Annotated in this window: 32 protein-coding genes and 2 riboswitches; of the genes, 31 read left to right on the top strand and 1 reads right to left on the bottom strand. The window is 70.2% G+C overall.

The genetic code is table 11. The features are described 5' to 3' along the window. The first annotated feature begins 155 nt into the window (after positions 1–155). Positions 156–854: a helix-turn-helix transcriptional regulator gene (locus ABD324_RS34795; protein ID WP_344427305.1), complete on the top strand. Its 699-nt coding sequence runs from the start codon at positions 156–158 to the stop codon at positions 852–854. 26 nt (positions 855–880) lie between these two features. Here ABD324_RS34795 and ABD324_RS34790 read toward each other — a convergent pair whose 3' ends face one another. Next, positions 881–3292 carry an alpha/beta hydrolase fold domain-containing protein gene (locus tag ABD324_RS34790; protein WP_344427302.1) on the bottom strand — a complete coding sequence of 804 codons (2412 nt, stop codon included), beginning with the start codon at positions 3290–3292 and terminating at the stop codon, positions 881–883. A 519-nt stretch (positions 3293–3811) separates the two neighbouring features. Here ABD324_RS34790 and rpsL point away from each other — a divergent pair. The 30 genes from rpsL to gcvT all read left to right on the top strand — a co-directional run bounded on the left by rpsL (position 3812) and on the right by gcvT (position 25423). Further along, positions 3812–4186 carry a 30S ribosomal protein S12 gene (gene rpsL / locus ABD324_RS34785; RefSeq protein WP_344427299.1) on the top strand — a complete coding sequence of 125 codons (375 nt, stop codon included), beginning with the start codon at positions 3812–3814 and terminating at the stop codon, positions 4184–4186. Then, positions 4186–4656 (top strand): 30S ribosomal protein S7, encoded by a 471-nt coding sequence (rpsG, locus tag ABD324_RS34780; protein WP_093076965.1) that lies wholly within the window; start codon positions 4186–4188, stop codon positions 4654–4656. The genes rpsL and rpsG overlap by 1 nt, the downstream gene beginning before the upstream one ends. A 44-nt stretch (positions 4657–4700) precedes the next feature. Next, on the top strand, positions 4701–6803 hold the full coding sequence (gene fusA / locus ABD324_RS34775; RefSeq protein WP_344427288.1) for an elongation factor G: 2103 nt from the start codon (positions 4701–4703) through the stop codon (positions 6801–6803). A 127-nt stretch (positions 6804–6930) separates the two neighbouring features. Beyond that, positions 6931–8124, top strand: coding sequence for an elongation factor Tu (tuf, locus tag ABD324_RS34770; protein WP_344427285.1), 1194 nt, complete (start codon positions 6931–6933; stop codon positions 8122–8124). Between the two features lie 454 nt (positions 8125–8578). Continuing rightward, a complete protein-coding gene (rpsJ, locus tag ABD324_RS34765) occupies positions 8579–8884 on the top strand; it encodes a 30S ribosomal protein S10 (protein ID WP_003938093.1) in 306 nt (101 codons plus the stop codon). Positions 8885–8891: 7 nt separating this feature from the next. Then, entirely contained in the window at positions 8892–9545 is a 654-nt protein-coding gene (gene rplC, locus ABD324_RS34760; RefSeq protein WP_344427282.1) for a 50S ribosomal protein L3, read from the top strand. Continuing rightward, entirely contained in the window at positions 9545–10231 is a 687-nt protein-coding gene (gene rplD, locus ABD324_RS34755) for a 50S ribosomal protein L4 (RefSeq protein ID WP_344427280.1), read from the top strand. The genes rplC and rplD overlap by 1 nt, the downstream gene beginning before the upstream one ends. Then, positions 10228–10527 carry a 50S ribosomal protein L23 gene (gene rplW / locus ABD324_RS34750; protein ID WP_344427278.1) on the top strand — a complete coding sequence of 100 codons (300 nt, stop codon included), beginning with the start codon at positions 10228–10230 and terminating at the stop codon, positions 10525–10527. Before rplD ends, rplW begins: the two co-directional genes overlap by 4 nt. A gap of 15 nt (positions 10528–10542) precedes the next feature. Further along, on the top strand, positions 10543–11379 hold the full coding sequence (rplB, locus tag ABD324_RS34745) for a 50S ribosomal protein L2 (protein ID WP_344427275.1): 837 nt from the start codon (positions 10543–10545) through the stop codon (positions 11377–11379). Between the two features lie 16 nt (positions 11380–11395). After that, on the top strand, positions 11396–11677 hold the full coding sequence (rpsS, locus tag ABD324_RS34740; RefSeq protein WP_020622935.1) for a 30S ribosomal protein S19: 282 nt from the start codon (positions 11396–11398) through the stop codon (positions 11675–11677). A gap of 37 nt (positions 11678–11714) precedes the next feature. Further along, positions 11715–12137, top strand: coding sequence for a 50S ribosomal protein L22 (gene rplV / locus ABD324_RS34735; protein WP_344427272.1), 423 nt, complete (start codon positions 11715–11717; stop codon positions 12135–12137). Beyond that, positions 12137–12979 carry a 30S ribosomal protein S3 gene (gene rpsC, locus ABD324_RS34730; RefSeq protein ID WP_344427269.1) on the top strand — a complete coding sequence of 281 codons (843 nt, stop codon included), beginning with the start codon at positions 12137–12139 and terminating at the stop codon, positions 12977–12979. Before rplV ends, rpsC begins: the two co-directional genes overlap by 1 nt. Before the next feature lie 3 nt (positions 12980–12982). After that, entirely contained in the window at positions 12983–13402 is a 420-nt protein-coding gene (rplP, locus tag ABD324_RS34725) for a 50S ribosomal protein L16 (RefSeq protein ID WP_344427266.1), read from the top strand. After that, positions 13402–13638 (top strand): 50S ribosomal protein L29, encoded by a 237-nt coding sequence (gene rpmC, locus ABD324_RS34720; RefSeq protein ID WP_344427263.1) that lies wholly within the window; start codon positions 13402–13404, stop codon positions 13636–13638. The genes rplP and rpmC overlap by 1 nt, the downstream gene beginning before the upstream one ends. Further along, positions 13635–13907 (top strand): 30S ribosomal protein S17, encoded by a 273-nt coding sequence (rpsQ, locus tag ABD324_RS34715; protein WP_344427260.1) that lies wholly within the window; start codon positions 13635–13637, stop codon positions 13905–13907. Before rpmC ends, rpsQ begins: the two co-directional genes overlap by 4 nt. Further along, on the top strand, positions 13904–14272 hold the full coding sequence (gene rplN / locus ABD324_RS34710) for a 50S ribosomal protein L14 (RefSeq protein ID WP_344427258.1): 369 nt from the start codon (positions 13904–13906) through the stop codon (positions 14270–14272). Before rpsQ ends, rplN begins: the two co-directional genes overlap by 4 nt. A 2-nt stretch (positions 14273–14274) precedes the next feature. Then, positions 14275–14622 carry a 50S ribosomal protein L24 gene (gene rplX / locus ABD324_RS34705; protein ID WP_344427255.1) on the top strand — a complete coding sequence of 116 codons (348 nt, stop codon included), beginning with the start codon at positions 14275–14277 and terminating at the stop codon, positions 14620–14622. Next, a complete protein-coding gene (gene rplE, locus ABD324_RS34700) occupies positions 14622–15185 on the top strand; it encodes a 50S ribosomal protein L5 (protein ID WP_344427252.1) in 564 nt (187 codons plus the stop codon). Before rplX ends, rplE begins: the two co-directional genes overlap by 1 nt. Before the next feature lie 4 nt (positions 15186–15189). Further along, positions 15190–15375, top strand: a complete 186-nt coding sequence (locus tag ABD324_RS34695; protein ID WP_344427249.1) for a type Z 30S ribosomal protein S14 — start codon at positions 15190–15192, stop codon at positions 15373–15375. Positions 15376–15459: 84 nt separating this feature from the next. Continuing rightward, positions 15460–15858: a 30S ribosomal protein S8 gene (rpsH, locus tag ABD324_RS34690; RefSeq protein ID WP_344427247.1), complete on the top strand. Its 399-nt coding sequence runs from the start codon at positions 15460–15462 to the stop codon at positions 15856–15858. A 14-nt stretch (positions 15859–15872) separates the two neighbouring features. Then, positions 15873–16409, top strand: coding sequence for a 50S ribosomal protein L6 (gene rplF / locus ABD324_RS34685; protein WP_344427244.1), 537 nt, complete (start codon positions 15873–15875; stop codon positions 16407–16409). A 3-nt stretch (positions 16410–16412) separates the two neighbouring features. After that, positions 16413–16817, top strand: coding sequence for a 50S ribosomal protein L18 (rplR, locus tag ABD324_RS34680; RefSeq protein WP_344427241.1), 405 nt, complete (start codon positions 16413–16415; stop codon positions 16815–16817). A gap of 31 nt (positions 16818–16848) precedes the next feature. Further along, positions 16849–17478 carry a 30S ribosomal protein S5 gene (gene rpsE, locus ABD324_RS34675; RefSeq protein WP_344427238.1) on the top strand — a complete coding sequence of 210 codons (630 nt, stop codon included), beginning with the start codon at positions 16849–16851 and terminating at the stop codon, positions 17476–17478. 5 nt (positions 17479–17483) lie between these two features. Then, positions 17484–17681, top strand: coding sequence for a 50S ribosomal protein L30 (gene rpmD, locus ABD324_RS34670; protein ID WP_344427235.1), 198 nt, complete (start codon positions 17484–17486; stop codon positions 17679–17681). Then, on the top strand, positions 17681–18130 hold the full coding sequence (gene rplO, locus ABD324_RS34665; protein WP_344427232.1) for a 50S ribosomal protein L15: 450 nt from the start codon (positions 17681–17683) through the stop codon (positions 18128–18130). Before rpmD ends, rplO begins: the two co-directional genes overlap by 1 nt. Before the next feature lie 166 nt (positions 18131–18296). Then, on the top strand, positions 18297–19607 hold the full coding sequence (gene secY / locus ABD324_RS34660; RefSeq protein WP_344427229.1) for a preprotein translocase subunit SecY: 1311 nt from the start codon (positions 18297–18299) through the stop codon (positions 19605–19607). A gap of 137 nt (positions 19608–19744) precedes the next feature. Further along, a complete protein-coding gene (locus ABD324_RS34655; RefSeq protein ID WP_344427226.1) occupies positions 19745–20296 on the top strand; it encodes an adenylate kinase in 552 nt (183 codons plus the stop codon). 70 nt (positions 20297–20366) lie between these two features. Further along, positions 20367–21149, top strand: a complete 783-nt coding sequence (gene map, locus ABD324_RS34650) for a type I methionyl aminopeptidase (RefSeq protein ID WP_344427582.1) — start codon at positions 20367–20369, stop codon at positions 21147–21149. 75 nt (positions 21150–21224) lie between these two features. Continuing rightward, positions 21225–21322: riboswitch (glycine riboswitch) on the top strand. 1 nt (position 21323) lies between these two features. Continuing rightward, a riboswitch (glycine riboswitch) is annotated at positions 21324–21422 on the top strand. 99 nt (positions 21423–21521) lie between these two features. Beyond that, complete coding sequence (gene gcvP, locus ABD324_RS34645) at positions 21522–24323, top strand: aminomethyl-transferring glycine dehydrogenase (protein WP_425565973.1); 2802 nt, start codon at positions 21522–21524, stop codon at positions 24321–24323. Further along, positions 24320–25423: a glycine cleavage system aminomethyltransferase GcvT gene (gene gcvT, locus ABD324_RS34640; RefSeq protein WP_344427220.1), complete on the top strand. Its 1104-nt coding sequence runs from the start codon at positions 24320–24322 to the stop codon at positions 25421–25423. Before gcvP ends, gcvT begins: the two co-directional genes overlap by 4 nt. Positions 25424–25430: the final 7 nt, after the last annotated feature.

Raw genomic sequence — 25430 nt, 5'->3', positions numbered from 1 at the left:
CGCTGAGCGCGACCGGCCCCTTCTGCGTTGTCGGTCCGGCACGGCCGCGGGTGGGCACGTCGTCGGGCCCGCCCGCGGCACCCCCCACGGCCGCGACCGGCCTGCCATACTCGATCGTTCAACTGTCGTCCTGCTAGTACCCGGGTGAGTACTTCGTGAGCACTGCTGCGCTTTCGGTCCGGACGCTCGCCGGCCGGCTGGCGCGTGCCCGTTCCCGCGAGGAGCTCTGTGCGACGTTCGTGGACCTCGCCACGGACGCGATGGGCTGCGTGACGCGGGGGATCTACCTGCACGACCCGGACGGCCGGCCGACGACCGCGGCGGTCGCCGGCGCCCCCGACTCGATGTTCGGGCGCTACGAGGAGATCGGCCGCGAGCTGGATCCGCTGCTGCCCCGGGTGCTCACCGAGCACCTCGCGGTGAGCGCCCGCGGCATGCTCGGCGACGCGGCCTGGGAGGAGTCCCCGCTGCTCGACCACGTGCTGGCCCCGGCCGGGCTCGACGACTACCTCACCGTTCCGCTGCTCGGCAGGGGCACCATCATCGGGACGATGGGTTTCGGCCGCGCCCGCGGGGGCAGGCCGTTCACCCCGGACGAGGTCCTGCGGGGTGCGACGCTGGGGCACCACATGTCCGCGTTGGTGGCCCGGCTGCCCACGGCGCCCGAGGCCGAGCTGCCGCTGACCCCGCGGGACCGGGAGATCGTCGCGCTCGTCGGGCGGGGCCTGACGAACGGCGAGATCGGGCTCGAGCTCCACATCTCCGTGAACACGGTGAAGCAGACCCTGAAGCGGATCTTCGCGCGCTTGGGTGTGCGCAGCCGGGCCGAGCTGGTGGCCCGCGCCGCGCGCTGAGGCTGCCGCGGAGCCCGCCCGTCCGGTCAGGTCCGGGTGGGTGTCGGGCCGGAGGGGTGGTCGACGGGACGGTCGGCGAGCCGGTCGGCGAGGTACTCCCGGTCGTCCAGGGCCTCGGTCCGCCGCCGGTACTCCCGCATCGTGCCGGGCCAGTTGTTGGTGATCCGGCCGTCGCCGGGCCCGGCCTGCCCGCTCGCGGGCGCCCGGTACCAGCTCGTGCACTCCGACCAGACGCTCTCGGTGAGCCGGGACTGCATCTCGGTGTCGTACACCGACGCGGCGCGCGGCGACACCTCCAGCGACCGGGTCCCGGCGGCGAGCCGGCGGATGCCCTCGCAGGTGTACCGGATCTGGCACTCGAGCATGTGGACGATCGAGCCCGAGCCCAGGTTGGTGTTGGGGCCGTAGAGCAGGAACAGGTTCGGGAAGCCCGGGACCGTGATGCCGAGGTGGGCCCGGGCGCCGCCGCGCCACTCCTCGGAGAGCTCCCGGCCGCCGCGGCCCACGACCCGCATCGGGGCCAGGTAGTCCTGTGAGCGGAAGCCGGTGCCGAACACGATCGCGTCCGCCTCGTGCAGCCGGCCGTCCCCGGTGCGGATCCCGTCCGCCGTCACCTCGACGATCTTCTCCGTGACGACGTCGACGTCCGGCCGGGCGAGCGCCCTGAACCAGTCCGAGGAGATCAGCACCCGTTTGCAGCCCACCGGGTAGTCCGGGCCCAGCCGGGTGCGCAGGCCGGCGTCGGGGACCTGCAGGCGCAGCAGGGCGTGGTGCAGCACGGTGAAGCTCGCCGCGAACGGGCGCACGGCGGTGAAGCCGAGGGCGCCGAACTCGAAGAAGGCCGTCCAGAAACGGCGGGACACCTTGCGCCACAAGGGGAACCGGCTGCGCGTGTAGGCGCCGTCGAGCTTGGGGATCAGGTACGGGGCCGAGCGCTGGAACACGGTCACGTGCTCGGCGTCGTCCGCGATCGCCGGCACGAACTGGATGGCGCTGGCCCCGGTGCCCACGACCGCGACGCGCTTGCCGCGCAGGTCCACCGCATGGTCCCAGCGGGCCGAGTGGAAGACGGGCCCGCGGAAGTCGCCGATCCCGGGCAGGTCCGGGACGGCGGGACGGGAGAGTTGCCCGCAGGCGGGGACGAGGACGTCCGCCTCGAGCGGGCCGCCGCTCGTCTCGATCCGCCAGGTCGCGGCCGCGTCGTCCCAGGTGGCCGCGGTGACCTCGGTGCCGAGCCGGATCGCGTCCGTGAGGCCGTGGTCGGCGGCGACGTCGCCGAGGTAGCGCAGGATGTCGGGCTGCGGCGCGAACCGGCGGCTCCACTCACCAGGGGCGAACGAGTAGGAGTACAGGTCCGAGGGCACGTCGCAGGCCGCGCCCGGGTAGGTGTTGTCCCGCCAGACCCCGCCGGGGGAGTCCGCCTTCTCCAGGACGGTGACGTCCGTGAGCCCGGCCAGGTCGGGATGGCGGTGCAGGGCGGCGCCCATGCCGATGCCGCCGAAGCCCGCCCCGACCACGGCGACCCGGACCCGCCGCGCCGCGCAGTCCCGGCGCAGCGCGGCACCGAGATCGCGCAGGTCCTCGTGGCCGCGGGCGAGCAGACCGGCCTCGACGACGTGGTCGTGCCACATGCCGGGGGAGCGGGTGTAGGTGAGGACCCCGCCGGTGGCGCGGACCCGCTCGGCCAACTGGTCCGCGTCGCCGACCAGCACCTCGTCGGAGCCCGCGACGACGTGGATCGGCGGCAGACCGGAGAGGTCCGCCTCGAGCGGGCGCAGCAGGGGATCGGTGGCCTCGCCGCCGCGCAGGTACCAGTCCTTGCCGGCCTCGAGCAGGGCGGGGCCGAGCATGGCGTCGCGGCCGGCGTTGCGGGCGAGGGCCGGATCGGTGAGGTCGAGATCCAGCCACGGGGAGATCAGCCCGACGGTCGCGGGCAGCGGCGTGCCCTTCCCCCGCAGCCTCAGCAGCAGGGACATCGCCAGTCCGGCGCCGGCGGAATCACCGGTGAGGGCGATGCGTTGAGGGGAGAGTCCGGCGTCGAGGAGTGCGGTGTACGCGGCCTCGGCGTCGTCCAGCCCGGCGGGATACGGATGCTCGGGCGCCAACCGGTAGTCGAGCAGTTCCACCGGTGCGCCGGCGGCCTCGGCCAGCCAGGCGCCCAGCGAGCGGTGCGAGCGCGGGGAGCCGAGCGCGTAGCCGCCACCGTGCAGGTGCAGGACGACGTGCGGGCCCGGGGTACCGGGCCCGGACACCCGGACGGACGGAACACCGGCGAGTGACGAGGGGGTGGTGCGGGTGCCACGGGGAACGGGACAGACCAGTCCCTGGGCGTCGAGCAGCGCCCGCGACACCCGCAGCGGCAGCCGGGGGGAGAGCGCGGGGGCGACCAGCAGCCTGGTCGCCGTCCGGACGGCACCGGCCGGGAGTGTGAGGCGCATGGCTCTCACCGTAGGGCGCGCCGCGGCCTCCCGGAGGGGTCTTCCGGGGGCATCCGCGGCCCCCATGGGCCGTGCCGGCGCGCAGGCCCGGGCGGCTGCGCCGAGCGGGAGTGGATCTGCGACGAGCGGGTGAGGATGCTTGCGTCCGTCGCCCGGCCGGGGCATCCTTCCGGCAACGCGCGCCCGACGAGCGGCACGGGCCACCGGACCGGTGGGCCGTGATCCGTGGGGGGAGAAGACCCCTGTCGTCCCTCCGATTCCGGGCCGCGTATCCTTGGGTCTTGCGCTCGATCACGTGCGTCCTGCCCTTGTGCGTTCCGGCAGGTCGCGCAGGCCTCGAGTCGATCCGCGTGTCCACCGCAGCGATGTCGGTGAAGCGCGACACGCCCGACCTCGTAGTCCGGTGGGACCGGGTGGAACCGGTTCCGGTCCGGAGGTCGCGCAGCACGATCCGCCCGCCCGGGCGCAGGCCCGGGTGTGACACCTGAGCATCACGAGTAGGGAAGAAGCAGAGGGTTCATGCCCACGATCCAGCAGTTGGTCCGCAAGGGCCGCGAGGACAAGGTCACCAAGACCAAGACAGCCGCGCTCAAGGGTTCGCCCCAGCGCCGCGGCGTCTGCACGCGCGTGTACACCACGACGCCGAAGAAGCCGAACTCCGCGCTGCGCAAGGTCGCCCGCGTGAAGCTCAGCTCCGGCATCGAGGTCACCGCCTACATCCCCGGTGAGGGCCACAACCTGCAGGAGCACTCGATCGTGCTCGTGCGTGGCGGCCGTGTGAAGGACCTGCCGGGCGTCCGGTACAAGGTCATCCGCGGTTCGCTGGACACGCAGGGCGTGAAGAACCGCAAGCAGTCCCGGAGCCGGTACGGCGCGAAGAAGGAGAAGGGCTGATGCCTCGCAAGGGTCCCGCCCCGAAGCGGCCGCTGGTGTCCGACCCGGTGTACAGCTCGCCCCTGGTCACCCAGCTCATCAACAAGGTGCTCAAGGACGGCAAGCGCTCGCTGGCCGAGCGGATCGTGTACGCCGCGCTCGAGGGCACGCGTGACAAGACCGGTACCGACCCGGTCGTCACCCTCAAGCGCGCGCTGGACAACGTGAAGCCGGCCCTCGAGGTCCGCAGCCGCCGTGTCGGTGGCGCGACCTACCAGGTCCCGGTCGAGGTCCGCGCGGTGCGCCAGACCACCCTCGGGCTGCGCTGGCTGGTCAGCTACGCCGGCCAGCGTCGCGAGAAGACGATGGTCGAGCGACTGATGAACGAGCTGCTCGACGCGAGCAACGGCCTCGGCGCCAGCGTCAAGCGGCGCGAGGACATGCACAAGATGGCGGAGTCGAACAAGGCCTTCGCCCACTACCGCTGGTGACGGGCCGACCGTCCGCGCCAACCTGGTCTGAGGAGAGCTGAGCAGTGGCAGCACAGGACGTGCTGACGGACCTCACCAAGGTCCGCAACATCGGCATCATGGCCCACATCGACGCCGGTAAGACCACCACCACCGAGCGGATCCTGTACTACACCGGGATCAACTACAAGATCGGTGAGGTCCACGACGGCGCGGCCACGATGGACTGGATGGAGGAGGAGCAGAAGCGCGGCATCACGATCACGTCCGCCGCGACGACCTGCTTCTGGAAAGACCACCAGATCAACATCATCGACACGCCCGGCCACGTCGACTTCACCGTCGAGGTCGAGCGGTCGCTGCGCGTGCTCGACGGCGCGGTCGCGGTCTTCGACGGCAAGGAGGGGGTCGAGCCGCAGTCCGAGCAGGTCTGGCGGCAGGCCACCAAGTACGACGTCCCCCGCATCTGCTTCGTCAACAAGATGGACAAGCTGGGCGCGGACTTCTACTTCACCGTCAGCACCATCAAGGACCGGCTCGGCGCCACGCCGCTGCCGATCCAGCTCCCGATCGGCTCCGAGAACGACTTCGTCGGCGTCGTGGACCTCGTCGAGATGCGTGCCCTCACCTGGCGTGGGGACGTGCAGAAGGGCGAGGACTACGCGATCGAGGAGATCCCGGCGGACCTCAAGGAGCGCGCGGACGAGTACCGCACCGCGCTCGTGGAGGCCGTGGCCGAGACCGACGACGAGCTCATGGAGCTCTACCTCGGCGGCGAGGAGCTCTCGACCGAGCAGATCAAGGCCGGTATCCGGGCGATCGTGAAGAACCGCTCGGCGTACCCGGTGCTCTGTGGCTCCGCGTTCAAGAACAAGGGCGTCCAGCCCATGCTCGACGCGGTCATCGACTACCTGCCGTCGCCGTACGACGTGCCGCCGGTCGAGGGCACGCTGACGGACGGCGAGACGCCGGCCAGCCGCAAGCCCAGCAAGGACGAGCCCTTCGCGGGCCTCGCCTTCAAGATCGCCGCGCACCCGTTCTTCGGCAAGCTGACCTACGTCCGGGTGTACTCGGGCCGGGTCGCCGCGGGCACCCAGGTCGTCAACTCGACCAAGGACCGCAAGGAGCGCATCGGGAAGCTCTTCCAGATGCACGCCAACAAGGAGAACCCGGTCGACGAGGCCCTGGCCGGCCACATCTACGCGGTCATCGGGCTGAAGGACACGACCACGGGCGACACGCTCTGCGACCCGCAGGCGCCCATCGTCCTGGAGTCGATGACCTTCCCGGACCCGGTCATCCAGGTGGCGGTCGAGCCGAAGACGAAGGCCGACCAGGAGAAGCTGGGCATCGCGATCCAGAAGCTCGCCGAGGAGGACCCGACCTTCCAGGTCTCCCTCGACGAGGAGACCGGGCAGACGATCATCGCCGGCATGGGCGAGCTCCACCTCGAGGTGCTCGTCAACCGGATGAAGAGCGACTACAAGGTCGAAGCCAACATCGGCAAGCCGCAGGTGGCGTACCGCGAGACGATCCGCAAGGCCGTCGAGAAGTACAGCTACACGCACAAGAAGCAGACCGGTGGGTCGGGCCAGTTCGCGAAGGTCCTGATCAACCTGGAGCCGCTCGAGACGACCGACGGCGCACTGTACGAGTTCGAGAACAAGGTCACCGGTGGCCGCATCCCGCGGGAGTACATCCCGTCGGTGGACGCCGGCGCGCAGGACGCCATGCAGTACGGCATCCTCGCGGGCTACCCGCTCGTCGGGATCAAGCTGACCCTGGTCGACGGCGCGTACCACGAGGTCGACTCGTCCGAGATGGCCTTCAAGGTCGCCGGCTCGATGGCTCTCAAGGAGGCGGCCCGCATGGCGTCCCCCGCGATCCTCGAGCCGATGATGGCCGTCGAGGTCACGACGCCCGAGGACTACATGGGCGACGTGATCGGCGACCTCAACTCCCGCCGCGGCCAGATCCAGGCCATGGAGGAGCGGGCGGGCGCCCGCGTCGTCAAGGCGCTGGTCCCGCTGTCGGAGATGTTCGGCTACGTCGGCGACCTGCGGTCGCGGACCCAGGGCCGGGCCAACTACACGATGGTCTTCGACTCCTACGCGGAGGTTCCGACCAACGTGGCCAAGGAGATCATCGCCAAGGCGACGGGCGAGTGACACCCGCCGGCCGCGGACCTGTAGGGTCCGCGGCCCGGCGGTGTTCTGCACTGTTACGACCCGGCACCACCCCCAGACCTGCCGTCAGCACGGCGGAGTAGAAGAACAAGTCCAGGAGGACACTGCAGTGGCGAAGGCGAAGTTCGAGCGGACCAAGCCGCACGTCAACATCGGCACCATCGGTCACATCGACCACGGCAAGACCACGCTGACGGCGGCCATCACCAAGGTTCTGCACGACAAGTACCCGGACCTCAACGAGGCTTCGGCGTTCGACATGATCGACAAGGCGCCGGAAGAGCGCCAGCGCGGTATCACCATCTCCATCGCGCACGTCGAGTACCAGACCGAGAAGCGCCACTACGCGCACGTCGACTGCCCCGGGCACGCCGACTACATCAAGAACATGATCACCGGTGCGGCGCAGATGGACGGCGCCATCCTGGTGGTCGCGGCGACCGACGGCCCGATGCCGCAGACGCGCGAGCACGTGCTGCTCGCCCGTCAGGTCGGCGTGCCGTACATCGTGGTGGCGCTGAACAAGGCCGACATGGTGGACGACGAGGAGATCCTCGAGCTCGTCGAGCTCGAGGTCCGTGAGCTCCTGTCCTCGCAGGAGTACCCGGGCGACGACCTCCCGATCGTGCGGGTCTCGGCGCTCAAGGCGCTCGAGGGCGACGCCGAGTGGGGCGCCAAGCTCCTCGAGCTGATGGACGCCGTCGACGAGTCGGTCCCGGAGCCCGAGCGGGACATCGAGAAGCCGTTCCTCATGCCCGTCGAGGACGTCTTCACGATCACCGGGCGCGGCACGGTCGTCACCGGCCGTATCGAGCGCGGCATCGTCAAGGTCAACGAGACCGTCGACATCGTCGGCATCCGTCCGGACAAGACCTCGACCACCGTCACCGGTGTCGAGATGTTCCGGAAGATCCTCGACGAGGGTCGTGCCGGTGAGAACGTCGGCCTCCTGCTCCGCGGCATCAAGCGCGAGGACGTGGAGCGCGGCCAGGTCGTCGTGAAGCCGGGTTCGATCACCCCGCACACCGACTTCGAGGGCCAGGTCTACATCCTGGGCAAGGACGAGGGCGGCCGCCACACGCCGTTCTTCAACAACTACCGGCCGCAGTTCTACTTCCGTACCACGGACGTGACCGGTGTCGTGACCCTGCCCAGCGGGACCGAGATGGTCATGCCCGGCGACAACACCACCATGAGCGTTCAGCTGATCCAGCCGATCGCCATGGAGGAGGGCCTGCAGTTCGCCATCCGTGAGGGTGGCCGGACCGTCGGCGCCGGCCAGGTCGTCAAGATCACCAAGTAGGACCTTTCCGCGGCCCGTGTCCCCCCGTGGGGGCACGGGCCGCACCCCGGTCGAGGGCCCCACGAACGCGTGTGGCATCCTTGACGGGTTGCGCGCGACGAGCGGGCACGCACCAAGCCGGATCACCGGAACTGGGGCGGGTCCACTTCGAGCGCCGACCCCGGAGTGAAGCGATCCCCCTGTGTTGTTCGACAGGCCGGGGGAGAGCGGAGTCCCGGGGACCGGTCTGCGAAGCGTAGGGCGACACGCCCGACCTCGTGGACCGGAGCCCAGAGTGTGAGACCTGAACAGAGCGCGGACGCATGAGATCCGCATCGGATGCCCGGACGGCCCTGTGCCGCCTCGCGCGCGTCGGTGCCGGTGGTGCGTGGGCGAGATGGTCGGGGCTCCGCGAGGGTGGATCACCCGGAGACACCGCGTCAGCAGCGGCAGGAAGTAGAGGACGACCCACGACATGGCGGGACAGAAGATCCGCATCAGGCTCAAGGCCTACGACCACGAGGCAATCGACGCGTCTGCTCGCAAGATCGTGGAGACTGTGACGCGCACCGGTGCCCGGGTCGTCGGTCCTGTGCCGCTGCCCACCGAGAAGAACGTGTACTGCGTCATCCGCTCGCCGCACAAGTACAAGGACTCGCGCGAGCACTTCGAGATGCGCACGCACAAGCGGCTGATCGACATCCTCGACCCGACGCCGAAGACGGTCGACGCGCTCATGCGCATCGACCTGCCGGCCAGTGTCGACGTCAACATCCAGTAGGGCGACGATGAGCGACAGGCAGATCACCGGGATCCTCGGGCGCAAGCTCGGGATGACCCAGGTATTCGACGAGAACAACCGCGTGGTGCCGGTCACCGTGGTCCAGGCCGGACCCAACGTCGTGACCCAGATCCGCTCCCAGGAGACGGACGGCTACGTCGCGGTCCAGCTCGCCTTCGGGGCGATCGACCCGCGCAAGGTGAACAAGCCCGAGACGGGCCACTTCGCCAAGGCCGGTGTCACGCCGCGCCGGTTCACGGTGGAGCTGCGCACCACCGACGCCGGGAGCTACGAGCTCGGCCAGGAGATCACCGCCGAGGCCTTCGAGCCCGGTGCCGTGGTCGACGTCGTGGGCACCACCAAGGGCAAGGGCACCGCGGGTGTCATGAAGCGCCACGGGTTCAAGGGCCTCGGCGCCTCCCACGGCACCCAGCGCAAGCACCGTTCGCCGGGCTCCATCGGCGGGTGCGCCACCCCGGGTCGCGTCTTCAAGGGCGTCCGGATGGCCGGTCGGATGGGTGTCGCCCGTCAGACCACGCAGAACCTGAAGGTCCACCGCGTCGACGCCGAGCGCGGCCTGCTCCTGCTGAAGGGCGCCGTTCCCGGCCCCAAGGGCGGTCTCGTCGTGGTGAAGAGCGCTGCGAAGGGTGGTGCGAAGTAATGAGCACCTCGAACACGGTGGCGATCAAGGATGCCGCGGGCAAGGAGTCGGGCAGCGTCGAGCTCCCGGCCCACGTCTTCGACGTGACCGCGAACATCCCGCTGATGCACCAGGTCGTCGTCGCCCAGCAGGCGGCCGCCCGCCAGGGCACGCACGACACCAAGACCCGGGGCGAGGTCCGCGGCGGCGGCAAGAAGCCGTACCGCCAGAAGGGCACCGGCCGCGCGCGCCAGGGTTCGACCCGTGCGCCGCAGTTCGCCGGCGGTGGCGTCGTCCACGGCCCCACGCCGCGTGACTACACGCAGCGGACCCCGAAGAAGATGAAGGCCGCCGCCCTGCGCGGTGCCCTCTCCGACCGCGCCCGCGCCGGCCTGGTGCACGTGGTCTCCGGGATCGTCGCGGGGGAGACCCCGTCGACGAAGTCCGCCCGCACGGCCATCGAGGCCATCGCCGGTGCCGACACCCGCGTGCTCGCGGTGGTCGACCGGGACGACTCGGTGAACCTGCTGAGCCTGCGCAACCTGCCGCAGGTGCACCTCATCGCGCCGGACCAGCTGAACACCTACGACGTGCTCGTCAACGACGCGATCGTGTTCACGCAGGCCTCCCTGGACGCGTTCCTCGCCGGGCCCGTCGCGGCGAAGAACCGCGCCGCCCGCGCCGCGGAGAAGGAGACGACCCAGTGATCCCCGACCCGCGCGACATCCTGCTCGCACCGGTGGTGTCCGAGAAGAGCTACTCGCTCCTCGACGAGAAGCAGTACACCTTCGTCGTCCACCCCGACGCGAACAAGACCCAGATCAAGATCGCCGTGGAGAAGGTTTTCGGGGTGAAGGTGGTCAGCGTCAACACGCTGAACCGCCCCGGGAAGCGCAAGCGCTCCAAGACCGGCTACGGCAAGCGCAAGGACACCAAGCGCGCGATCGTCACGCTCTCGCAGGAGAGCAAGGACATCGACGTGTTCGGTGCCCGGGCGAGCTGAGGAGCGAGCTGACCCATGGCTATCCGTAAATACAAGCCGACGACTCCCGGCCGCCGCGGCTCGAGCGTCTCGGACTTCGCGGAGATCACCCGCGACACCCCCGAGAAGTCGCTGATCCGTCCGCTGCACAGCAAGGGCGGCCGCAACGCGCACGGCAAGGTCACCACCCGGCACCAGGGCGGCGGTCACAAGCGCGCCTACCGGCTGATCGACTTCCGGCGCAACGACAAGGACGGCATCCCGGCCAAGGTCGCTCACATCGAGTACGACCCCAACCGGACGTCGCGCATCGCGCTGCTGCACTACGCGGACGGCGAGAAGCGCTACATCATCGCGCCGGCCAAGCTGAAGCAGGGCGACAAGGTCGAGGCCGGTCCCAAGGCCGACATCAAGGTCGGCAACAACCTGCCGCTGCGCAACATCCCGACCGGCACCGTGATCCACGCGATCGAGCTCCGCCCCGGTGGCGGCGCGAAGATCGCGCGGTCGGCCGGCTCGAGCGTGCAGCTGGTGGCCAAGGACGGCCCCTACGCGCAGCTGCGCATGCCGTCCGGCGAGATCCGCAACGTCGACGTGCGCTGCCGCGCCACCGTCGGCGAGGTGGGCAACGCCGAGCACTCCAACATCAACTGGGGCAAGGCCGGCCGCATGCGGTGGAAGGGCAAGCGCCCGACCGTCCGTGGTGTCGCCATGAACCCGGTCGACCACCCGCACGGTGGTGGTGAGGGCAAGACCTCCGGTGGTCGCCACCCGGTCAACCCCGCGGGCAAGCCCGAGGGCCGCACCCGCCGCACCAAGCCGTCCGACAAGTTGATCGTCCGCCGGCGTCGTACCGGTAAGAACAAGCGTTGAGCAGGGAGGTTAAGACATGCCGCGTAGCCTGAAGAAGGGCCCGTTCGTGGACGACCACCTGCTCAAGAAGGTGGACGCTCTCAACGAGTCGGGCAAGAAGACCGTCATTCGGACCTGGTCCCGTAGGTCCACGATCATCCCCGACATGATCGGCCACACGATTGCGGTGCACGACGGCCGCAAGCACGTGCCGGTGTTCGTGTCGGACTCGATGGTCGGCCACAAGCTGGGGGAGTTCGCTCCCACCCGCACGTTCCGTGGCCACATCAAGGACGACCGCAAGGCGCGCAGGCGCTGAGGCGGACCGAGTAGCGACTTAGGAGAGGTGGAGAAAGATGGCTGACGCAGCCAGCAGCACCGCCGACGCCGCGCTCGAGCCCGCTCGAGCGTTGGCGAAGGCCCGGTTCGTGCGCATGTCGCCGACCAAGTGCCGTCGTGTCGTGGACACCGTCCGCGGCCTGCCGGTGAACGAGGCTCTCGCGATCCTGCGGTTCTCGCCGCAGGCCGCCGCGGAGCCGGTGGCGAAGGTCGTGGCGAGCGCCGCGGCCAACGCTCAGAACAACTTCGACATGGACCCGGAGACCCTCGTGGTCGCCGTCGCCATGGTCGACGAGGGCCCGACGCTCAAGCGCATCCGGCCGCGGGCCCAGGGCCGCGCGTACCGGATCCGTAAGCGGACGAGCCACATCACCATCGAGGTCGAGTCCGTGCCCCAGAAGGCCGGCCGCGCCCGTGGTGCGAAGGGGAGGGCCCGCTAATGGGGCAGAAGATCAACCCGCACGGCTTCCGCCTGGGCATCACCACGGACTGGAAGTCCCGCTGGTACGCCGACAAGCAGTACGCGGAGTACGTGAAGGAAGACGTCGAGATCCGTCGCATGCTCTCCAAGGGCATGGAGCGGGCCGGCATCTCCAAGGTCGAGATCGAGCGCACCCGGGACCGCGTGCGGGTGGACATCCACACCGCGCGCCCGGGCATCGTGATCGGGCGCCGTGGCGCCGAGGCCGACCGCATCCGCGGCAACCTCGAGAAGCTGACCAAGAAGCAGGTCCAGCTCAACATCCTCGAGGTCAAGAACTCGGAGTCGGACGCGCAGCTCGTGGCGCAGGGCGTCGCCGAGCAGCTGTCCAACCGCGTGGCCTTCCGGCGCGCGATGCGCAAGGCCATCCAGTCGGCCATGCGCTCGCCGCAGGTCAAGGGCATCCGGGTGCAGTGCTCGGGCCGTCTCGGCGGCGCCGAGATGTCCCGCTCGGAGTTCTACCGCGAGGGTCGCGTCCCGCTGCACACGCTGCGCGCGGACATCGACTACGGCCTGTTCGAGGCGAAGACCACCTTCGGCCGGATCGGCGTGAAGGTCTGGATCTACAAGGGTGACGTCGTCGGTGGCCGCCGTGAGGGTGCCCCCGCCGCCGCGGACCCGGGCCGTGGCGGTCCCCGCCGCGAGCGTCCGGCCCGCCGTCGCTCCGGTGCCTCGGGCACGACGGCGACCAGCACGGACGCCGGGCGCGCCGCCGCCGAGCAGTCGACCGGCACCACGACCGCGGTCGTGGACGCGCCGGCCGAGTCGCCCGCGGCTCCCGCGCAGAACGGGGAGAGCTGAGCCATGCTGATCCCCCGCAAGGTCAAGCACCGCAAGCAGCACCGTCCGCACCGGACGGGGATGTCCACCGGTGGTACCCGGGTCACGTTCGGCGACTTCGGCATCCAGGCGCTGGAGCCGGCCTACGTCACCAACCGCCAGATCGAGTCGGCGCGTATCGCGATCAACCGGCACATCAAGCGTGGTGGCAAGGTCTGGATCAACGTCTTCCCGGACCGCCCGCTGACCAAGAAGCCCGCCGAGACCCGCATGGGTTCCGGCAAGGGCTCGCCCGAGAAGTGGGTGACCAACGTCAAGCCCGGCCGGGTGCTCTTCGAGATGAGCTTCCCGAACGAGGAGACGGCGCGCGAGGCTCTGCGTCGCGCCATCCACAAGCTCCCGATGAAGTGCCGGATCGTGACCCGTGAGGGTGGTGACATCTGATGGCGGCCACCACTGCTGCCGAGCTGCGTGAGCTCACCGACGAGGAGCTCGTGCTGCGGGTCAAGGAGGCCAAGGAGGAGCTGTTCAACCTCCGCTTCCAGATGGCGACCGGGCAGCTGGACAACAACCGGCGGCTGCGTACCGTCCGGCACGACATCGCGCGGGTCTACACCGTCATGCGCGAGCGCGAGCTGGGCCTCTCGGCCGCACCGAGCGACAACGAGGGCGCGGCATGAGCGACGAGAACGTCAGCACGCGCGGGGAGCGGAAGGTCCGTGAGGGCCTCGTCGTGTCCGACAAGATGGACAAGACGATCGTGGTCACCCTCGAGGACCGCGTGAAGCACCCGCTGTACGGCAAGGTCATCCGGCGGACCAGCAAGGTCAAGGCGCACGACGAGGCCAACACGGCCGGCGTCGGCGACCGCGTCCGGCTGATGGAGACCCGGCCCCTGTCCGCCACCAAGCGGTGGCGGCTGGTCGAGATCCTGGAGAAGGCGAAGTGATCCAGCAGGAGTCGCGGCTGCGCGTCGCCGACAACACCGGTGCCAAGGAGATCCTGTGCATCCGGGTGCTGGGCGGTTCGGCGCGGCGCTACGCGGGGATCGGCGACACCATCGTCGCCACCGTGAAGGACGCGATCCCGGCGGCCGGCGTGAAGCGCGGTGACGTGGTCAAGGCCGTCATCGTGCGCACGGTCAAGGAGAAGCGTCGCCCGGACGGCAGCTACATCCGGTTCGACGAGAACGCCGCCGTCCTGATCAAGGACAACGGCGAGCCGCGGGGGACCCGCATCTTCGGCCCGGTCGGGCGCGAGCTGCGCGACCGGAAGTTCATGAAGATCATCTCCCTCGCCCCGGAGGTGTTGTGAGCATGAAGGTCAAGAAGGGCGACACGGTTCTCGTCATCGCCGGCAAGGACAAGGGTGCCAAGGGCAAGGTCATCCAGGCCTACCCCGAGCGTGACCGGGTCCTCGTCGAGGGCGTGAACCGGATCAAGAAGCACACGCGGGTGAGCCAGAACCAGCGGGGCGCGCAGTCCGGCGGGATCGTCACCCAGGAGGCGGCCATCCACGTCTCGAACGTGATGGTCGTCGACTCGGACGGCAAGCCGACCCGCATCGGCAAGAAGCTGGTCGAGGCCGAGGCTCCTGCGGACGGGGCCAAGGCGCCCAAGGCCCGCAGGATCCGGATCTCCCGCAAGTCCGGGAAGGAGATCTGATGACCACCGCCGAGAAGGTCAACCCGCGCCTCAAGCAGCGCTACCTCGACGAGATCAAGGGCGAGCTGCAGACGCAGTTCTCCTACGGGAACGTCATGCAGATCCCGGGCGTCGTCAAGGTCGTCGTGAACATGGGCGTCGGCGACGCCGCCCGTGACTCGAAGCTGATCGACGGTGCCGTGCGGGACCTGGCCACCATCACCGGCCAGAAGCCGCAGGTCCGCCGGGCCACCAAGTCCATCGCCCAGTTCAAGCTGCGCGAGGGCATGCCGATCGGCGCGAAGGTCACCCTTCGCAACGACCGGATGTGGGAGTTCCTGGACCGGCTGCTGACGATCGCACTGCCGCGTATCCGCGACTTCCGTGGCCTGTCCGGCACGCAGTTCGACGGGCGGGGCAACTACACCTTCGGTCTCACGGAGCAGAGCATGTTCCACGAGATCGACCCGGACTCGATCGACCGGCCGCGTGGCATGGACATCACCGTCGTGACCACGGCGACCACGGACGAGGAAGGCCGGGCGCTGCTGCGCCAGCTCGGCTTCCCCTTCAAGGAGAGCTGAGAAGATGGCGAAGAAGGCGCTGAAGATCAAGGCCGCCAAGACCCCGAAGTTCAAGGTCCGCGGATACACCCGCTGCCAGAAGTGCGGGCGTCCGCGCGCGGTCCTGCGCAAGTTCGGTCTCTGCCGCGTGTGCGTCCGAGAGATGGCCCACGCCGGCGAGCTGCCGGGCGTCAGCAAGAGCAGCTGGTAAGAGCACCAGCTGTCGTTTCGTTCGCCGTAGGCCCCCTCTGACTCTCTCGGGGCGGGAACCACGGCGGGAAAGAGACACCACATCATGACGATGACCGATCCGATCGCAGACATGCTCACGCGTCTGCGGAACGCGAACTCGGCCTATCACGACCAGGTCGTGATGCCGCACTCCAAGCTGAAGGTCGCCATTGCGGAGATCCTTCAGAAGGAGGGCTACATCGCGAGCCACCACACCGAGGACGCCGAGGTCGGCAAGTCCCTGGTTGTCGAGCTCAAGTACGGCCGGAACCGCGAGCGCAGCGTCGCCGGGCTCCGCCGGGTCTCGAAGCCGGGCCTGCGGGTCTACGCGAAGTCGACCAACCTGCCGCGCGTTCTCGGTGGCCTGGGCGTCGCGATCATCTCGACGAGCCAGGGCCTCATGACGGACAAGCAGGCGTACCGGAGCGGCGTGGGCGGGGAAGTCCTCGCCTACGTCTGGTGAGAGGGGAGTAGCACATGTCCCGAATCGGGAAGCTGCCGATCACCGTTCCGTCCGGTGTCGACGTCACGATCGACGGCCGCACGGTCACGGTCAAGGGCCCCAAGGGCACCTTGTCGCACACCGTGATCGAGCCGATCACCGTCGAGCTCGAGGACGGCGTCGTCTCGGTCAAGCGGCCGGACGACGAGCGGAAGACCAAGGCCTACCACGGCCTGTCGCGCACCCTGGTGAGCAACCTCGTCGAGGGTGTCACCCAGGGCTACGAGAAGAAGCTCGAGATCGTCGGCGTCGGTTACCGCGTCGCGCTCAAGGGCTCGAACCTGGAGTTCGCGCTCGGGTTCAGCCACCCCGTCGTCGTCACGCCGGCCGAGGGCATCTCCTTCGCCGTCGAGTCGCCGACCAAGTTCTCGGTCTCCGGGATCGACAAGCAGCTGGTGGGCGAGACCGCGGCGAACATCCGCAAGATCCGTAAGCCGGAGCCCTACAAGGGCAAGGGTGTGCGGTACGCCGGCGAGAACGTCCGCCGCAAGGTCGGGAAGACGGGTAAGTAAGCCATGGCCGACACGATTTCTGCGAACGCCAAGAAGCGCACCGGCTCGCGGGTGTCCGCAACCCGTCGCCGGGGGGTCACCCGCCGGCACGCCCGGCTCCGCAAGAAGGTCTCCGGCAGCCCGGAGCGCCCCCGCCTCGCTGTGAAGCGCAGCTCGCGGCACCTGCACGTCCAGCTGATCGACGACGTCGCGGGCCGCACGCTGGCCTCCGCGTCGACGCTCGACGCGGACGTCGCTGCCCTCGAGGGCGACAAGAAGGCCAAGGCCACCAAGGTCGGCGAGCTGATTGCCGAGCGGGCCAAGGCCGCCGGCGTCAGTGCCGTCGTGTTCGACCGGGGTGGTTACGACTACCACGGCCGGATCGCGGCGCTCGCCGACGCCGCCCGCGAGGGGGGCCTGGAGTTCTGATGAACACGAAGATGATGGAAGGGACCGTCTGATGCCGGGACGTACGCGGCGCGAGGGCGGTGGACCCGGTGGCGGCCAGAACAACGACCGCCGGGACCGCCGTGACGGAGGCCGTGGCGGGGCGGCCCAGGACAAGACCCCGTACATCGAGCGGCTCGTCACGATCAACCGTGTCGCCAAGGTCGTGAAGGGTGGTCGTCGCTTCAGCTTCACCGCCCTCATGATCGTCGGCGACGGTGACGGCCTGGTCGGCGTGGGCTACGGCAAGGCCAAGGAGGTCCCGGCGGCGATCGCCAAGGGTGTCGAGGAGGCGAAGAAGAACTTCTTCCGCGTCCCCCGCATCGGCGGCACGATCGTGCACCGGGTCCAGGGCGAGGCGGCCGCGGGTGTGGTCATGCTCCGTCCGGCCAGCCCCGGTACCGGTGTCATCGCCGGTGGTCCGGTGCGCGCCGTCCTGGAGTGCGCCGGCATCCACGACATCCTCTCCAAGTCCCTGGGCAGCGACAACGCGATCAACGTCGTGCACGCCACGGTGGCCGCGCTGAAGATGATCCAGCGTCCGGAGGAGGTGGCGGCCCGTCGCGGCCTGCCGCTCGAGGACGTCGCTCCCGCGTCGATGCTGCGGGCCCGGGCCGAGGCGGCCCAGGCCGCGAAGGTGTGAGGACGATGGCCGACACCGAGAAGAAGCTGAAAGTCACGCAGGTCCGTTCCGCCATCGGCGGGCAGCGCAACCAGCGTGAGACCCTGAAGGCCCTCGGCCTGCGCAAGATCCGCCAGTCCTCGGAGTGGCCGGACAACTCGCAGGTCCGCGGCATGATCAACACCGTTCGCCACCTGGTGACGGTCGAGGAGGTGAAGTCCTGATGAGCGAGACGATCAAGGTTCACCACCTGCGTCCGGCCCCGGGGTCCAAGACCGCCAAGACCCGCGTGGGTCGTGGTGAGGGCTCCAAGGGCAAGACGGCCGGCCGCGGTACCAAGGGCACCAAGGCCCGCAAGACCGTGTCCCCGGCCTTCGAGGGCGGGCAGATGCCGCTGCACATGCGGCTGCCCAAGCTCAAGGGCTTCAAGAACCGGTTCCGGGTCGAGTTCCAGGTCGTGAACGTCGGCGACCTGGCCGTGCTCTTCCCGAAGGGCGGCGAGGTCACCCCCGCGTCGCTCGTCGAGGCCGGCGCGGTCCGCAAGAACCAGCCGGTCAAGGTCCTCGGCAACGGGGACCTGGACGGGGTGAAGCTCACCGTCAGCGCGCACGCGTTCTCCGGCTCCGCCAAGGAGAAGATCGCAGCCGCGGGCGGCACCGCCACCGAGCTGTAGCTCGGAGCAGTTACTCAGCACGACCGGCGACGCCGTCCGCTCGGCCCCCCACGGGGGCGGCCGAACGGGCGGCGTCGTCGCTGTTAGAGTCGTCTCTCGCCCAGCACTTTTCTCGTGCGGGCAGCCCGCACCCGTCGTGCGGGCAGCCGACCAGGAGGATCACGCGGTGCTCAGCGCTTTCCGGGCGGCCTTCACGACCCCGGATCTCCGGAAGAAGATCCTCTTCACCCTCGGGGTCGTGGCCGTCTACCGGCTCGGGGCGAACATCCCGTCCCCCGGTGTGTCGTACCCGAACGTGCAGGAGTGCGTCCGGCAGGTGGAGAACGGCAGCAACGCCGGGATCTACTCGCTGATCAACCTGTTCTCGGGCGGCGCGCTGCTCCAGCTGTCCATCCTGGCCCTCGGGATCATGCCGTACATCACGGCGTCGATCATCATTCAGCTGCTCACCGTGGTCATCCCGCGGTTCGAGGCGCTGAAGAAGGAGGGCCAGTCCGGGCAGAACAAGCTCACGCAGTACACCCGCTACCTCACGGTGGCGCTGGCGGTGCTGCAGGCCACGGGGATCGTGTCCCTGGCCAACAGCGGGCAGCTGCTCCAGGACTGCGACCGGCCCATCATCCCGGACGGCACGGTGTTCTCCCTGGCCGTCATCGTCATCGTCATGACGGCGGGCACCTGCGTCGTGATGTGGCTGGGTGAGCAGGTCACGGAGAAGGGCATCGGCAACGGCATGTCGTTGCTGATCTTCGCCTCCATCGCGCACCGCATCCCGGCCGAGGGCAAGCAGATCCTGGACAACGCGGGCGGGCTGGTCTTCACCGGTGTCTGCGTGTTCGGTCTGGCGATCATCGTCAGCGTCGTGTTCGTCGAGCAGGGCCAGCGCCGGATCCCGGTGCAGTACGCCAAGCGGATGGTCGGCCGGCGGATGTACGGCGGCACGTCGACGTACCTGCCGCTCAAGGTGAACCAGGCCGGCGTCATCCCGGTGATCTTCGGCAGCTCGCTGCTGTACCTGCCGGACCTCGCGGCCCGGCTGCTCGGCAACACGGGCAGCGGCTTCCAGGCGTTCGTGCAGACCTACCTGGTCGACCAGTCCAACTGGCTGCACATCCTCCTCTACGTTGCGCTGATCATTTTCTTCACCTACTTCTACGTGGGCATCACGTTCAACCCGGACGAGCGGGCGGACGAGATGAAGAAGTTCGGCGGCTTCATCCCGGGCATCAGACCGGGCAGGCCGACCGCCGAGTACCTCCAGTTCGTGCTCTCGCGGATCACCCTCCCCGGGTCGCTCTACCTGGGCATCATCGCCGTCCTGCCCAACTTCTTCCTGGGCATCACCGGCTCCGGGCAGAACCAGAACTTCCCCTTCGGCGGCACCGCGGTGCTGATCATGGTCGGGGTCGGTCTGGACACCGTGAAGCAGATCGAGAGCCAGCTCATGCAGCGGAACTACGAGGGTTTCCTGCGTTAGAGTGCGATGAGGTGGCCTTGTTTTACGGGCTGTCGAACATGCACCATCGAGCTGCCCGGGCGTGACTCCCCGGCTCCCATCCCTCGTCGCCGCGGTCATCGGTGACGGCAGCAGAGAAAGAGGAGGTCGAGGTCCCAGTGCGACTCGTTCTCGTCGGCCCGCCCGGTGCGGGCAAGGGCACCCAGGCCGAGCGTCTTGCCGAGCAGCTCGACATTCCCCACATCTCCACCGGCGACCTCTTCCGGGCCAACCTCAGGGACGAGACGCCGCTGGGCGTCGAGGCCAAGAAGTACATGGACGCGGGCGACCTCGTGCCGGACTCGGTCACCGTCGGCATGGTCAAGGACCGGCTCGCGGAGCCGGACGCGGTGAAGGGCTTCATCCTCGACGGCTTCCCGCGCACGGTGCCCCAGGCCGACTCCCTCTCGGAGATCCTGGCCGGGTACGGTGTCGAACTCGACGCCATCGTGGAGTTCCGGGTCGACGACGAGGTCGTCGTCGCGCGGCTCCTGGGCCGCGGGCGGTCGGACGACAACGAGTCCGTGATCCGCAACCGGCAGCAGGTCTACCGCGACGAGACGGCACCGCTGCTGGGCTACTACGCGGACCGGCTCGTGACCGTGGATGCGGTCGGCGAGGTCGCCGAGATCACCGATCGGGTGCTCGCGGCACTCGAGGCGTCGAAGTAGCGAGACAGCCACACGACAGGAGGCCCGCGTGACCGGCAGGAAGGGCGGCCTCCTGGGTGCGCTGGCACGGATGCGGGGGCGCGACATCGAGCTCAAGTCACCGGCCGAGTTCGAGGCCATGCGGGCGGCGGGCGCACTCGTCGCCGCCACGCTCGCGGCGGTGCGCGAGCTCGCCAAGCCCGGCGTCTCCACGGCCGAGCTGGACGCGCTGGCCGAGCAGACGATCCGCGACGCCGGCGCCGTCCCCTCCTTCAAGGGCTACCACGGCTTCCCGGCGAGCATCTGCGCGTCGGTGAACGACCAGATCGTGCACGGGATCCCGTCGGCGGGGCAGGTCCTCGCCGACGGGGACCTGATCTCCGTCGACTGCGGCGCCATCCTCGAGGGCTGGCACGGCGACTCGGCCGTCACACTCGCGATCGGCGAGGTGTCGGACGGGGACCTCGCGCTCTCCGCCGCCTGCGAGAAGGCGATGTGGGCGGGGATCGAGGCGGCCGCGCCCGGAGCCCGGCTGACGGACATCTCCCACGCGATCCAGAAGGCCTGCGAGGCGGCGGCGATCGCGGACCGGGCGGACTACGGGATCGTCGCCGAGTACGGCGGGCACGGCATCGGCACGTCCATGCACATGGACCCGTTCCTGCCCAACCACGGCGAGCCGGGCAAGGGCCCGAGGCTCGTGCCCGGCATGGCCCTGGCGATCGAGCCGATGCTCACCGCGGGCGACCCGGAGACCCGGGAGCTCGAGGACGGCTGGACGGTCGTGACCGCCCACGGCGGCCGCGCCGTGCACTGGGAGCACACGATCGCGATCACCGACACCGGGTACCGGGTGCTCACGCTCCCGGCCTAGGAGCCACCGTCCCTGCGCTGGACGAGACGTCGGTCACGCCGTAGGGTCCGCCGTACAACTTCAGACCGGGCCGTTCACGCCCGGGCGGAAGAGACGGTCGTGCAGTGTCGCGACCGGCGCCGGAGGAGCAAGCGCCCCGCCAATCTCTCAGGCACCCACACCGCTCGGGACAGGCCACTCTGGAAAGCAGGCGCCGGACGCGCCTCGCCCACGGTGAAAGCCGGTCCGTGCTGCGCACGGCCGGTGAATCTCTCAGGCCAACGACAGAGGGGGCTCCCCGCACCGGCGTCCGCCGGGTGCGTCCCATCGGGAGCCCTCTTGACTTCTTTCGCGCGCCGCCACATCGGTCCGTCCGAGGCCGACCACCGCACGATGCTCGCCGAGTGCGGCTACGACACCCTCGACGAGCTCCTCGACGCCGCGGTCCCCGCGGGGATCCGCTCGGTCAAGCCGCTGGCCCTGCCGGCCGCGGTGTCCGAGACCGAGGCCGTCCGGGAGCTCCGCGAGACGGCCGCGGCCAACACCGTGCTCCCGTCGATGATCGGGCTCGGCTTCCACGACACTGTGACCCCGGCGGTGATCCGGCGCACCGTGCTGGAGAACCCGGCCTGGTACACCGCGTACACCCCCTACCAGCCGGAGATCTCGCAGGGCCGGTTGGAGATGCTGCTGAACTTCCAGACGGCGGTGGCCGACCTGGCGGGGCTCGACACCGCGAACGCCTCGATGCTCGACGAGTCGACGGCCGTCGCCGAGGCGGTCCTGCTGATGCGGCGAACGGCGCGGTCCCGCTCGAACCGGGTACTGCTGGATGCCGAGTGCCTCCCCCAGACGGTGGCCCTCGTGCGGATGCGGGCCGAGGCCGTGGGGATCGAGGTGGACGTCCGGGATCTGGCCGGCGACCTGCCCGACGACGTCTTCGGCGTGGTCGTGCAGTACCCCGGGGCGTCGGGGGTGCTCCGCGACGAGTCGTTCTACCGGCAGCTCGGCGAGTACGCCCACGCCCAGGACGCCGGCTACGCGATCGCCGCGGACCTGCTGGCGCTGACGCTCGTCCGCTCGCCCGGGGACCTGGGCGCGGACATCGCCTGCGGGACGACGCAGCGTTTCGGCGTCCCGCTCGGCTACGGCGGCCCGCACGCCGGCTATCTCGCCGTCCGCGCGGGTCTGGAGCGCTCGCTGCCCGGCCGGCTCGTCGGTGTCTCCCGCGACGCGTCCGGCGCGCCGGCGTACCGACTGGCCCTGCAGACCCGCGAGCAGCACATCCGCCGGGACCGGGCCACCTCCAACATCTGTACGGCGCAGGTCCTGCCGGCGGTGCTCGCCGCCTCCTACGCCGTGTACCACGGGCCGGGGGGCCTGCGCGCGATCGCGGAGCAGGTGCACGACCACGCTGTCACGCTCGCGGCCGCGTTGCGCGGCGCCGGGACCGAGGTCGTGCACGATCGCTTCTTCGACACCGTGCTGGCCCGGGTGCCCGGCCGGGCCGACCGGGTCGTGGCCGCGGCCCGGCGGGCGGGGGTCAACCTCGGCCGCGTCGACGCCGACCACGTCCGCGTCGCCTGCGACGAGACGACCACCACCTCGCTGGTGGTCACCGTGATCGCGGTCATGGGCGAGGGCGCGCCGGACCTGCCCGTCGGCGAGGGCGCTCCGGTCGGGGACGTCGGTCTGCCGTCGTCGCTGCTCCGCCAGACCGGCTACCTGACCCACGAGGTCTTCCACCGGTACCGCTCGGAGACCGCGATGCTGCGGTACCTTCGCCGGCTCTCCGACCGGGACCTCGCCCTGGACCGGGGCATGATCCCGCTGGGGTCGTGCACGATGAAGCTCAACGCCGCCACCGAGATGGAACCGATCAGCTGGCCGGAGTTCGCCCGGCTGCACCCGTTCGCCCCGGCCGCGGACGCGGCCGGCTACCGGCGGCTGACCGACGACCTCTGCGCCTGGCTGGCCGAGATCACCGGGTACGACGCGGTGTCGCTGCAGCCCAACGCCGGGAGCCAGGGCGAGCTCGCGGGGCTGTTGGCCATCCGTGCCTACCACCGCTCCCGCGGTGACGCTGGCCGGGACGTCTGCCTGATCCCGTCGTCGGCGCACGGCACGAACGCGGCGTCGGCGGTGCTGGCCGGGATGCGGGTGGTCGTCGTCCGCTGCCGGCCGGACGGCGACGTCGATCTCGACGACCTCGCGGCCACGGTGGCCGAGCACGCGGACCGGCTGGCCGCGATCATGGTCACCTACCCGTCCACCCACGGGGTGTACGAGGAGGGCATCGAGCGGATCGCGGAGCTCGTCCACAGCGCAGGTGGCCAGGTCTACGTCGACGGCGCCAACCTGAACGCGCTGGTCGGGCTCGCCCGGCCCGGCGAGTTCGGCGGCGACGTCTCCCACCTGAACCTGCACAAGACCTTCTGCATCCCGCACGGCGGCGGCGGGCCGGGGGTCGGTCCGGTCGCGGCCAGGGCCCACCTCGCGCCGTTCCTGCCCAACCACCCGCTCGACGGCGACGCCGGACCCGAGAGCGGCATCGGTCCGGTCGCGGCCGCGCCGTTCGGGTCGGCCTCGATCCTGCCGATCTCCTGGGCCTACGTGCGGATGATGGGCGCCGACGGGCTCACCGCGGCGACCGGGGCCGCGGTGCTCTCCGCCAACTACCTCGCCCGGCGGCTCCACGAGCACTATCCGGTGCTCTACACCGGACGGTCGGGCCTGGTCGCCCACGAGTGCATCATCGACCTGCGCGGGCTGACCAAGGCCACCGGTGTGACCGCCGAGGACGTGGCGAAGCGCCTCATCGACTACGGGTTCCACGCCCCGACGATGTCGTTCCCGGTCGCCGGCACCCTGATGATCGAGCCGACGGAGAGCGAGGACCTCGCCGAGATCGACCGGTTCTGCGCGGCCCTGATCGCGATCCGGCGGGAGATCGGGCTGATCGAGGACGGGCGGTCGTCGGTGGGGGACAGCCCGCTGCGCAACGCCCCGCACACCGCCGACCTGCTGGCCGGCGACTGGACGCTGCCCTACGACCGGCGGACCGCGGTGTTCCCGGACGGGGTCGCCCCCGGCGACAAGTACTGGCCGCCGGTGCGGCGGGTCGACGGTGTCCACGGGGACCGCAACCTCGTCTGCTCGTGCCCCGCCATGCCCACCCCGGAGGAGACCCAATGAGCACCGGCACCGCCGTCCGCTCGCCACTGCACGACACCCACGTCGCACTCGGTGCGGCCTTCACCGACTTCGCCGGCTGGTCGATGCCCATCCGCTACGGCAGCGAGCTCGCCGAGCACGCGGCCGTCCGGGACGCCGCGGGCCTGTTCGACCTGAGCCACATGGGCGAGATCCACGTCGAGGGGCCGGAGGCGGCGACCGCCCTCGACCGGGCGCTGGTCGGGAACCTCTCGGCGCTGGCACCCGGCCGGGCCCGCTACACGATGCTCTGCGCCCCGGACGGCGGAGTGCTCGACGACCTGGTCGTCTACCGGCTGACCGAGACCTCGTTCATGGTCGTGGCGAACGCGTCGAACCGGGTCCGGGTGGCCGAGGAGCTCGGTGCCAGGGCGGCCGGGCTCGAGGCGGACGTCCTCGATCGCTCGCGGGACACCGCATTGATCGCGGTCCAGGGGCCGGCGTCCGCGGCGATCGTCGAGTCCGCGACCGGGACGTCCGTCGACGGCCTGCGCTACTACGCGAGCATGCCCGCCCGGATCGGCGAGGACGACATCCTGCTCGCCCGCACCGGCTACACCGGTGAGGACGGGTTCGAGATCTACCTCCCGGCCGGCCGTGCCACCGCGACCTGGCAGCACCTGAGCGAGGTCGGCGCCGTCCACCAGCTGGTCCCCGCCGGCCTGGCCTGCCGGGACACCCTCCGCCTGGAGGCGGGGATGCCGCTCTACGGCAACGAGCTCGGGCCGGACCGGACGCCGTTCGAGGCCGGGCTCGGGCGCGTCGTCAGGTTCGACAAGGCGGCCGACTTCGTCGGGCGCCCGGCCCTGCTGCAGCGCCGCGACGACCCGGGCGGCGAGGTGCTGGTCGGTCTGCGCGGGAGCGGGCGGCGGGCGGCCCGCGGCGGCTGCCCCGTGCTGCGGGAAGGCCGGCCGGTCGGGCGGATCACCAGCGGAGCGCTGTCGCCCACCCTCGGGCACCCGGTGGCGATGGCCTTCGTCGAACGCGGGCTCGACGAGCCCGGCACCTGTCTGACCGTCGACGTGCGCGGCCGGCCCGAGCCCGTCGACGTCGTCTCCCTGCCCTTCTACCGACGTTCCTGAGAGGACC

It is taken from the genome of Pseudonocardia ailaonensis (assembly GCF_039531635.1).
GTDB lineage: Bacteria > Actinomycetota > Actinomycetes > Mycobacteriales > Pseudonocardiaceae > Pseudonocardia > Pseudonocardia ailaonensis.
Note: the sequence above shows the minus strand (reverse complement) of the source record. Positions and strands in the feature narration are given on the sequence as shown.